Annotated in this window: 9 protein-coding genes; 2 read left to right on the top strand and 7 right to left on the bottom strand. The window is 57.1% G+C overall.

Annotated elements, in window-relative coordinates; all coding sequences use genetic code 11:
• Nucleotides 1-159: 159 nt before the first annotated feature.
• From speFL to kdpF, 7 genes are all read right to left on the bottom strand, one after another.
• The gene (gene speFL / locus BFG58_RS23080) at nt 160-264 is read right to left on the bottom strand and encodes a leader peptide SpeFL (RefSeq protein WP_003858645.1); all 105 of its coding nucleotides are present in this window, start codon (nt 262-264) and stop codon (nt 160-162) included.
• 279 nt (nt 265-543) lie between these two features.
• Complete coding sequence (gene kdpE, locus BFG58_RS08170) at nt 544-1221, bottom strand: two-component system response regulator KdpE (protein WP_008501074.1); 678 nt, start codon at nt 1219-1221, stop codon at nt 544-546.
• A complete protein-coding gene (gene kdpD / locus BFG58_RS08165) occupies nt 1218-3905 on the bottom strand; it encodes a two-component system sensor histidine kinase KdpD (protein WP_069719603.1) in 2688 nt (895 codons plus the stop codon). The genes kdpE and kdpD overlap by 4 nt, the downstream gene beginning before the upstream one ends.
• Complete coding sequence (gene kdpC / locus BFG58_RS08160) at nt 3906-4481, bottom strand: potassium-transporting ATPase subunit KdpC (RefSeq protein WP_023343593.1); 576 nt, start codon at nt 4479-4481, stop codon at nt 3906-3908. It abuts the gene before it with no gap.
• A gap of 12 nt (nt 4482-4493) precedes the next feature.
• Nucleotides 4494-6542, bottom strand: a complete 2049-nt coding sequence (kdpB, locus tag BFG58_RS08155) for a potassium-transporting ATPase subunit KdpB (protein WP_008501077.1) — start codon at nt 6540-6542, stop codon at nt 4494-4496.
• Between the two features lie 18 nt (nt 6543-6560).
• Nucleotides 6561-8240 (bottom strand): potassium-transporting ATPase subunit KdpA, encoded by a 1680-nt coding sequence (gene kdpA, locus BFG58_RS08150; protein WP_045909575.1) that lies wholly within the window; start codon nt 8238-8240, stop codon nt 6561-6563.
• Nucleotides 8240-8329: a K(+)-transporting ATPase subunit F gene (kdpF, locus tag BFG58_RS08145; RefSeq protein WP_014069365.1), complete on the bottom strand. Its 90-nt coding sequence runs from the start codon at nt 8327-8329 to the stop codon at nt 8240-8242. Before kdpF ends, kdpA begins: the two co-directional genes overlap by 1 nt.
• Nucleotides 8330-8638: 309 nt before the next feature.
• On the opposite strand from kdpF, the gene BFG58_RS08140 reads away from it, so the two are divergent.
• Together BFG58_RS08140 and phrB are read left to right on the top strand one after the other, a co-directional pair.
• Nucleotides 8639-8845: a YbfA family protein gene (locus BFG58_RS08140; protein ID WP_008501079.1), complete on the top strand. Its 207-nt coding sequence runs from the start codon at nt 8639-8641 to the stop codon at nt 8843-8845.
• A 593-nt stretch (nt 8846-9438) separates the two neighbouring features.
• Nucleotides 9439-10851 carry a deoxyribodipyrimidine photo-lyase gene (gene phrB, locus BFG58_RS08135; RefSeq protein ID WP_069719602.1) on the top strand — a complete coding sequence of 471 codons (1413 nt, stop codon included), beginning with the start codon at nt 9439-9441 and terminating at the stop codon, nt 10849-10851.
• Nucleotide 10852: the final 1 nt, after the last annotated feature.

Genomic DNA, 10852 nt, shown 5'->3' with positions numbered 1-10852 from the left:
TTAAAATCAGTACATTGCTTTTTTGATGATTGAAATTCAGTCCGCCCGGTGCGGATGAGTCTGAATCAAAATGAATGAGCGCACGAGTTCACAGGCAATAGCCTGTAAAATAAGATGTTTCAGGGTAACCTGTAAGCGAGTGCGCCAGAAGTCGAAGGACTACCGGGCATTAAAGAGATGAAAGTCAAAGCAGTTTCGGTGGGCAAACATCATGATATGTGTTGTCCGCCTTATATGGGGCATTAAACGATTGTTGTTTTCCATGATTCATTTTCCTTTCAGTAATTGAAAGCACGGTCATTTTATCCAGGAAAAGGCGATTAACTGTGAAGAAGATCACCGTTAACCGATCATTTTAGAAATAAATAGTCGTTTTTGATGAATATCGCAGATCAAAACTCTGATTTGTTAACGATGAGTTAACAGGGCGTTTTATCAATGTTTTAAATGGGCATAAATAATCCGAAAAAACACTGACTGGATTGTTTTTGACATATTTTCTGAGAGGTTTTTATTTTAATTAAAAATAAAATGAATAGTTATTCAGAGCATAAACCGATAACCGATACCGGTTTCAGTTAATAAATGGCGAGGGCGAGCGGGGTCGACTTCGAGTTTCTGACGAAGGTGTCCCATATATATGCGTAAATAGTGACTATGTTCCACGGCGTTGGGTCCCCACACCTGACTTAGCAGCTGGCGCTGGGTGAGAACCTTGCCGTGATTGTTAAGCAGCACGGCGAGCAGGCGAAATTCAATGGGCGTGAGGTGAATTTCCTCTTCGCCGCGCACAATGCGCCGCGCGGCCAGGTCAACCCGGATATCCCCAAACGTGTAGGTTGGATCGGCAGGCGTGGTGGCGCTGTGGCGACGCAGCGCCACGCGAAGGCGAGCCTGTAGCTCGCCGATACCAAATGGTTTAATCAGATAGTCATCCGCCCCGGCATCCAGCGCGGCGATTTTATCCGTCTCTTCCGTACGGGCGGAGAGCACGAGGATCGGCATCTGGCTCCACTGCCGGACTTCACGAATAAAATCGATGCCGTCGCCGTCCGGGAGTCCAAGATCGAGGATCACCAGGTCCGGCTTGCGGGTGGCGGCTTCAATTAAACCCCGCTGAAGCGTACCCGCATCATGGACGCGCAGACCGTCACCTTCCAGCGCAGCGCGCAGAAAACGGCTAATGGCGATCTCATCTTCAACAATCAGAACGTTGATCACAAATCCTCTGGTAATTCATTAAGTTCTGGCGGGGTTTCCAGAGGAAGTGTAACACAAAAACGCGCGCCGCCTTCGGGACGATTCTCTGCGGAAATGGACCCGTCGTGGACGTCAATGATTGCCTGGCATATTGCCAGCCCCAGCCCCACACCCGGAATGGCCGACTCCTTATTGCCGCGTGCAAATTTCTCGAAAATAGCCAACTCCTGCCCGGCTGGAATGCCGGGGCCGGTATCCCAGACGTTAAGGCGAAGCGTGCCATCTTCCACTGTCGCATCCACCCCAATCTGAGCACTGGCACCCGCATATTTGGCGGCATTTTCCAGCAGGTTGATTAGCACCCGCTCGAACAAGGGCCCATCAACGTGAATTAAGGTCAGGGGCTCGGGCATGTTCAGCGCAATATGTCGCCCGCCCAGGCCCGGCTCGAGCATTTTCAGCGCGCTGCCCACCACCTCTTCCAGCGTGAGCCACTCTTTTTTGAGGTTAAATCCGCCCGACTGGATACGCGCCATGTCGAGCAGGTTATTCACCAGGCGCGTGGTATTCAGCACGTGCTGGCGGATCTCGCTGGCCTGAAGGGCATGTTTAGAGCCTTCCGCCGCCAGGTCCAGCGTCAGAATTTCTGACTGACCAAACAGGACGGTGAGCGGGGTACGCAGATCGTGAGACAGCGCCGCCAGCAGCGAGTTACGAATGCTTTCACGCTCGCTCGCCAGACGGGCCTGTTCCTCGCTGGCGGTGAGGGCCAGTCGTTCCAGCGCACTGGCCACCAGTAGGGTAAATGTCTCCAGTAAACGCTGCTGTTCGGGGATCATCAGCTGGCGCAGGTTGGAAGGCTCCACGATGACCAGCCCCTGATTTTTATCGGCACTGCGCAGCGGCAGAATTTGATAGGGCACGCCGGGAAGGGTGTCCGTTCCCGCGCCCGCCGGTAAGCCTTTGTCAAAGCTCCAGCGCGCGATGGCCTCGTCCCAGGGCGTCATGCCGGTGGCCGACGTCAGCGGGCGCAGCTTGCCGTGTTCGTCCGGGAGCAAAATCAGGTTGCTGGCATGAAACGTCGAGCGGATAAACTGCTCACTGGTCTGCACGATATCCAGAGGCGTGCGGCCCACCGCCAGCGATTTCGACATCTCATAGAGATGGCGCGTGCGCTGTTCGCGATAGCGGGCGATGCGCGCCTGATAGCGCACGCCCGCCGTCAGATTCCCGATCACCAGCCCGACGGTGAGCATCACCGCGAAGGTGAGGATGTACTGTACGTCCGAGACGGCCAGCGTCCCGCGGGGGGCAATAAAGAACAGATCGAAGCTGATGACGTTAACAACCGTCGCCAGTACAGACGGCCAGCGCCCGTAAAAGAGCGCCACCACCACCACGCCCAGGAGGTAGATCATCACCAGGTTGGCGGCATCAAACGCAATCAGCCACTGGCTGGCAATCACGGTAATCAGGGCGCAGAGCACGACGGCGACAAGACAGCCGCGAAGCTGAATGCGCCATTTATCGCTGAAGGTGCGGCTGTCCGGCGCACGATTGGGTAAGGGGGTAGGTTTGTCATCCAGCGCCACGATCACCAGATCCAGATCCGGCGCACGACGGGCCAGCTTGTCGGCAAAGGATTCGCGGCTAAACCAGCGGCGATGCTGGCGACGGCCGATGACGATTTTCCCCAGGTTATGCTCGCGCGCGTAGCGCAGAATCGCTTTATCTTCCTGCGGATCGGAAAGGGTGGCGGTCTCCGCGCCCAGCTCCTGCGCCAGGCGCAGCGAACTCAGGATCGCGCGACGCTGGTTTTCGGGCAGCGCGTGCAGCTGCGGCGTTTCGACATACACCGCATGCCAGACGCTGCCAAATTTGGCCGCCAGGCGTGCGGCGGTGCGGACAAGCTTTTCATTGCCGCTGCCGTGGCCCACGCACAGCAGGATGGCATCCCGCGTGTGCCAGACGCGTTCCTGGCCCTGCAGGTCGCGCCAGGCGCGCATCTGATCGTCCACCCGGTCGGCGGTTCGGCGCAGGGCCAGCTCGCGCAGGGCTATCAGGTTGCCTTTACGGAAGAAATGTTCGATGGCGCGCTCGGCCTGACCGGCGATATACACTTTGCCTTCGTGCAGGCGCTGGCGCAAATCATCGGGCGGCAGGTCGACCAGCACCACCTCGTCCGCGGAATCAAAGAAGGGGTCGGGCACCGTCTCGCGCACCTGAATGCCGGTCACGCCGCTGACCACGTCGTTCAGGCTTTCGAGATGCTGAACGTTTACCGTGGTGAACACATCGATACCGGCTTCAAGTAATTCTTCAACATCCTGCCAGCGTTTTGGATGGCGTGAGCCAGGCGCATTGCTGTGCGCCAGCTCGTCCATCAGGATAAGCGCGGGACGGCGGGCGAGGGCGGCATCGAGATCGAATTCAGTGACTAACCGACCGCGATGGCTGATGCGACGGGGCGGCTGGGTAGCCAGCCCCTTCAGCAGTGATGCTGTCTCTTTACGTCCGTGGGTTTCAACCACGCCGATCAGAATATCGAGCCCCTGCGCCCGAAGCCGCTGGGCTTCCGTCAGCATGGCGAAGGTTTTCCCGACGCCCGCGCAGGCGCCGAAGAAAATTTTCAGTTTGCCGCGATGGGCTTCAGCTGTTTGTTCGAGCAGCCTGTCCGGATCCGGGCGCATGGGCTCGTCGGTCATTTAGTTTTTCCTTAGCGCGTCCAGCGCCAGATTCAGCTCAACAATATTTACCACGGGCATGCCGATGAAGCTGACCAGCGGCTTTTGCGTGTGCTCTGCCACAAGCCTGCTCACCTGTTCGACGGTCAGCTGACGGGCAGCGGCAACGCGCGGGATCTGCCATGCCACCGCTGCTGGCGTCAGGCTGTAGTCCAGCCCGCTGGCCGAGGCGGTCACCAGCTCCACGGGAACGTCACGGCTGGCCTGCGGATTCGCGGCGCGCAGGGCTGCTACGCGCTCAGCGACGGCTTTGTCCAGCTCGGGATTGCTGCCCGCCAGGTTGCTGCCGCCGGATGCCATCGGATTATACGGGCTTTCGGCAGTGGCGGAAGGGCGTCCCTGGAAGTAGCGGGCATCCGTAAAGTTCTGACCAATCAGGCGAGAGCCGCGGTTTTCACCATTTTGCAGTATCAGCGAGCCGTTAGCCTGATCCTTAAACCACCACTGGCCCAGCGCGGTGGTCACCAGCGGGTACAGCCCGCCGGTAATGAGAGACAGCAGAATAAACAGAAGTATAGCGGGGCGTAACATGGTCATTTGATTCACCTTTTAAACCAGGCCGAACAGCGTCAACAGCAGGTCGATAACCTTGATACCGACGAAGGGCACCACCAGCCCGCCCAGGCCGTAAATCCACAGGTTACGGCGCAGCATGGCGGCCGCCGTGAGCGGCTTGTAGCTCACGCCCTTCAGCGCCAGCGGGATCAGGAAGACAATAATTAGGGCGTTAAAGATGACTGCGCTCAGAATGGCCGAGGCCGGAGAGTGCAGGTGCATCACGTTCAGGGCGTTTAACTGCGGATAGGTCGCGGCAAACGCGGCCGGAATGATGGCGAAATACTTCGCCACGTCGTTGGCGATACTGAACGTGGTCAGCGACCCGCGCGTCATCAGCATCTGCTTGCCGATGTGCACCACCTCAATCAGCTTGGTCGGGTTAGAGTCGAGGTCGACCATGTTGCCCGCCTCTTTTGCTGCCTGGGTTCCGGAGTTCATCGCCACCGCCACGTCGGCTTGTGCGAGGGCAGGGGCATCGTTGGTCCCGTCGCCGGTCATCGCCACCAGACGGCCTTCCGCCTGATACTGACGAATCAGTGCCAGCTTGGCTTCCGGGGTGGCTTCAGAAAGGAAATCATCCACGCCCGCTTCGGCGGCAATCGCCGCGGCGGTAAGACGGTTATCCCCGGTGATCATTACCGTTTTGATCCCCATCTTACGCAGCTGGGCAAAGCGCTCCTTAATGCCGCCCTTGACTATATCCTTCAGCGCAATCACCCCGAGCACGCGCGCGCCTTCGGCCACCACCAGCGGCGTCGCCCCCTGACGGGCCACGCTTTCGACCAGACTGTCCACTTCCGGCGGGAAGTGACCGTTGTTGGCCTCAATGTGGCGGCGAATCGCGTCAACCGAGCCTTTACGGATCATGCGATCCTGAATGTTAATTCCGCTCATGCGGGTTTGCGCCGTGAAGGGCACGAACGTGGCGTGCAGGCTCTGAACGTCGCGCTGGCGCAGGTTAAAGCGCTGCTTGGCGAGGATCACAATACTGCGGCCTTCCGGGGTTTCATCGGCAAGGGATGAGAGCTGGGCGGCATCCGCCAGCGTTTTTTCATCCACGCCCGGGGCGGGTAAGAAATCCGACGCCTGGCGGTTACCGAGGGTAATGGTGCCGGTTTTATCCAGCAGCAACACATCCACGTCACCGGCGGCTTCTACGGCACGCCCGCTGGTGGCGATGACGTTGGCACCGAGCATACGGCTCATGCCAGCCACGCCGATGGCCGACAGCAGGCCGCCGATGGTGGTAGGGATCAGACAAACCAGCAGCGCCACCAGCACCGTGACGGTGACCGCGGTGCCGCCATAGGCGGAGAACGGCCACAGCGTGGCGGTTGCCAGCAGGAAGACAATGGTCAGGGCCACCAGCAGGATGGTCAGGGCAATCTCGTTTGGCGTTTTCCGGCGCTGTGCGCCTTCCACCATGGCGATCATCCGGTCGAGGAAGGTTTCACCCGGGTTAACGCTGCACTGGATCACCAGCCAGTCGGAGAGAATGCGCGTCCCGCCCGTCACGGAGGCGAAATCGCCGCCGGACTCACGGATCACCGGCGCGGATTCGCCAGTGATGGCGCTTTCATCCACCGATGCGCCCCCTTCAATGACTTCGCCGTCGCAAGGGATGATGTCACCGGCTTCCACCAGCACCACATCGCCTTTACGCAGTTCATCCGCCGGAACGTGGTCCATCTGGGCACCGTATTTCGGCTCACGTAACTTGCGCGCGAAGGCGGTTTTTTTCACCCCTTTCAGGCTGTTGGCCTGGGCTTTGCTCCGGCCTTCCGCCAGCGCTTCCGCAAAGTTGGCGAACAGCACGGTAAACCACAGCCACAGGCTGATGGCGCCGGTAAACATCGCATTTCCCGGCATATGGCCCGTTCCCATGGCAATCGCCAGGGCGGTGGTCAGGACGCTTCCCGCCCAGACGATAAACATCACCGGGTTGTGCCACTGCACGCGCGGGCTCAGCTTTTTCACCGCATCCATGAGCGCCTGGCGAACTAATGACGGTTCGAACAGGGCCAGTTGTTTACGACTCATGACAATTTCTCCGCAAAATCAGCGTAAAGAGAGGTATTCCGCGACCGGGCCTAACGCGAGGGCGGGGATAAAGGTCAGGGCGCCGACCAGCAACACGGTGCCCGTCAGCAGGCCGATAAACAGCGCGCCGTGGGTCGGTAATGTCCCGGTAGTGGTCGGTTGGATTTTTTTGTTCACCAGCGATCCGGCTATCGCCATAACCGGCACAATGATCCCGAAGCGGCCCACGAACATGCAGAACGCCAGCAGACAGTTCCAGAACGGAGAGTTGGCGCTTAAGCCTGCAAAGGCGCTGCCGTTGTTGTTGGCGGCAGAGGAGACGGCATACAGCACTTCACTAAAACCGTGAATGCCGGGGTTAAAGATGCCGCTGCGTCCGGCCTCGGTCATCAGCGCCAGGGCGGTGCCGAGCAGCACGAGAGCCGGGGTGACCAGGATTGCCAGCGCGGTTAATTTCATCTCGCGGACGTCGATTTTTTTACCCAGATATTCCGGGGTGCGGCCAATCATCAGACCGGCAATAAACACCGCCAGCAGCACGAACAGCAGCATGCCGTAAAGACCGGAGCCCACGCCGCCAAACACCACCTCGCCAATCTGCATCAGCCACATCGGGATCATGCCGCCCAGCGCCGTAAAGGAATCATGCATGGCATTGACGGCCCCGCACGACGCAGCCGTGGTGACCACCGCATACAGGCTGCTGGCGAGAATGCCAAAGCGGCTCTCTTTACCTTCCATATTGATTGCACTATCGGCCCCGAGTGAGAGGAAATGCGGATTACCCTGCCATTCGGCCCACATCACCAGCGCAACACAGACCACGAAGATAAGCGACATGGTCCAGAGCAGGGTGCGCCCCTGACGGCGATCGTTAACCACGTCGCCAAAGGCAAAGCAGAGCGCGGCGGGGATCAGGAAAATCGCCAGCATCTGCACAAAATTGGTCAGGGCGGTAGGGTTTTCAAACGGGTGCGAGGAGTTGGCGTTGAAGAAGCCGCCACCGTTCGTCCCGAGCATTTTGATGGCTTCCTGCGACGCCACTGGCCCCATCGGCAGGAGCTGTTTTGCGCCTTCCAGCGAGGTATAAGGTGCGTAAGGCAGCAGGTTTTGCAGGCTGCCCTGCTGAATGAAGAACAGCGCGATCAGCAGCGCTATCGGCAGCAGGATCCACAGCGTAATGCGCGTCAGGTCTACCCATGCGTTACCTAACGTACTCACTTTCTGACGTGCAAACGCACGCGTCAGCGCGAAGATCACCGCAATACCGCTGGCGGCAGAGAGGAAGTTCTGCACGGTTAATCCGACCATCTGGCTGAAGTAGCTGAGCGTGGTTTCACCGGAATAGGACTGCCAGTTGGTGTTGGTGACAAAACTGACTGCCGTGTTCAGCGCAAGATGCCAGGACAGGCCCGGTAATTGTTGCGGATTCAGCGGCAGGATGCCTTGCAACATCAGCATGGCAAAAAGCGCAATGAGTCCGACAATGTTCAGCAGCAGAATGGCGATCAGATAGTCACGCCAGTTCATCTCCCGATCGTCTACACCCAGTACGCGCCAGATCCCTTTTTCAACGCTTCCCGTGCCGGGCAGGGGAACGTTATTGATCAGCCGTGCCAGCCCCGAGCCCAGTGGCCTTGCCAGGACGAACAACACCACTAAGAAACTGGCAATAAGCAAAAACGCCTGAGCAGCCATCAGAATGCCTCCGCATTAATCAGGGCATAAACCAGATAACCCAATAACAGGAACACCAGCACGATGCCGGCAATAAGACCTGCACTCACAATCCACCTCCGGGTGACTTTTGTTGTTGTGCTAACGGTAGAATTTATGGCGCAAAGATTTCGCAAAAATGAGAAGGGTGGGTGTAAAAAAAGTATAAAAATGGCAAAGCCCACAATTTAACTATTGATAAGTAAATCGTTAACTTTTTTGTAACTTAATTACGGTGCGAGTGTAAATTTTGGCTAAACGGACGAAAATAAGTGGTCGGATGAGTAGTAAAATTACAAACAAAGCGATATTATTTTAGCCAGGTCACAGATTTTGAATTTTCCGGATGACGTTTCCGGCCAACTATAGGGGAGAAAAATATGGATCTTTATAAAGAGTTTCCGGCTCATATCGTGTTCATGCGCCGCGCTTTCGCCGTAGTGGCTGGCGTGCTGGCTCTGCCGGTGATGCTGTTCTGGAAAGATCGTGCACGTTTTTATAGCTATCTGCACCGCGTCTGGGCGAAAACCAGCGAGAAGCCGGTATGGATGGATCAGGCCGAGAAAGCGACCTGCGACTTCTACTAAGACTACACACAGCAATAAAAAAACCGCCAACAGCAATGTGGCGGTTTTTTTGTCCCTCCGGATTCGCGGTCCGTTGGGTGGTTTTCAAGCCCTCGTCAGAGGCTTAAAAGAATATCTCGGGTCCTTAAGTAATCAAACTGCAACTCCCTAAATATATTCTTAAAAACCTTTTCGGTGGATTACGTTTTACGCCAGGGCCAACTACTATGCAGCGTCCCTTTCCGCCATCTCGCACATGGGCACCGGTCCCGGGAAAGGCGTGACCACAACCGTAAGTCAGGCTCTCGTCAGAGCTTGTGTCCACCGATTTATCACCGGTGGTGAACGGTGGAGCGGTTAGCAGCAGGGACCGCATAATGAAACGCTATTTTTGCATCGCGTTCATTGTCGCCAGCGTACTCGTTGTCAAAAGTGATGAACCGATCGGGTTTGTTGCATTTACCACGATAGCGCAGGACAAGTAGCGTTAAGGCCGCCTTGGGCGGCCTTTTTTATTTCATCCCGTCTACACTTCATGGCAAAGTAGTTCAATGCATGCTTTTTCCTTTTACGGCATGCCCTTACGGACATAATGGATATTTGCCTGGAGTTTTATGCCCACCCATCTGGTTTGGTTTCGCGCGGACCTGCGCGTACATGACAACATCGCCCTGGCGGCGGCCTGCCGCGCCAAAGACGCTAACGTACTGGCTCTGTTTGTGGCTACGCCCGAGCAGTGGCGGCAGCATGATATGGCGCCACGCCAGGCGGCCTTGCTGCGTGCGTATCTGACCGATCTGCAGCATTCGCTTGCCGGAAAAGGCATACCGCTGATTTATAAAGAGGTAAGTGATTTTGCCGCTCAGCTGCAGACGGTGCAGGAGACCTGTAAGCAGCACAACGTCACGCATCTTTTTTACAACTATCAGTACGAATTCAACGAGCAGCAGCGCGACCGTCAGCTGGAGAAGATGCTGGAGGATGTGGTCTGTGAAGGATTTGATGACAGCGTGATGCTGGCGCCGGGCAGCGTGATGACCGGCAACCGTGAGATGTATAAAGTTTTCACTCCGTTTAAAAATGCCTTTATCAAGCGTCTGAAAGAGTCGCTGCCGGAGTGCGTTGCCGCGCCTGCCGCGAGGGGCGAACCCCTGAAGGACCTGTCTGAACTGACGTTTGACTACCCTCAGGAGCCGTTTGACAAAGCGCTGTTCCCCGCCGATGAAAAAGCGGCCATCGCGCAGCTCCGCCAGTTTTGCAAACAGGGCGCGGCCAACTACGACGCGCGGCGGGATTTTCCGGCCATCGAGGGCACCAGCCGCCTGTCGGCCTGTCTGGCGCTGGGCGCGATCTCTCCTCGCCAGTGTTTACACCGTCTTCTGGCCGAGCAGCCGCAGGCGCTGGATGGGGGCACCGGTTCTGTCTGGCTGAACGAGCTTATCTGGCGTGAGTTCTACCGCCATCTGATGACGTATCATCCCGATCTCTGTAAGCATCGTCCGTTCATTCCCTGGACCGACAACGTAAAATGGCAGCATGATGAGGCACTTTTACAGGCCTGGAAAAAAGGGGAGACGGGCTATCCGATTGTTGATGCCGCGATGCGTCAGCTCAATGAGACGGGGTGGATGCACAACCGCCTGCGAATGATTACCGCGAGCTTTCTGGTGAAGGATCTGCTTATCGACTGGCGTATCGGAGAGCGCTATTTTATTTCTCAACTGATCGACGGCGATCTCGCCGCGAATAACGGCGGCTGGCAGTGGGCGGCCTCTACGGGCACCGATGCGGCTCCCTATTTCCGGATTTTTAATCCAACCACTCAGGGACAAAAATTTGATGAGAACGGCGAGTTTATCCGCCGCTGGCTCCCTGAACTAAAAGAGATACCGGCTAAAGCGATCCACGAACCGTGGGCATGGGCGGATAAACAGCGTGTAAAACTGAATTATCCCCGTCCGATCGTTGACCATAAACAGGCGCGTGTCGCCACGCTGGCAGCGTACGAAGCGGCCCGCAAAGCATAAG

It is taken from the genome of Enterobacter sp. ku-bf2 (assembly GCF_001742765.1).
GTDB lineage: Bacteria > Pseudomonadota > Gammaproteobacteria > Enterobacterales > Enterobacteriaceae > Enterobacter > Enterobacter quasiroggenkampii.
This window is presented reverse-complemented; position numbering and strand designations above follow the sequence as displayed.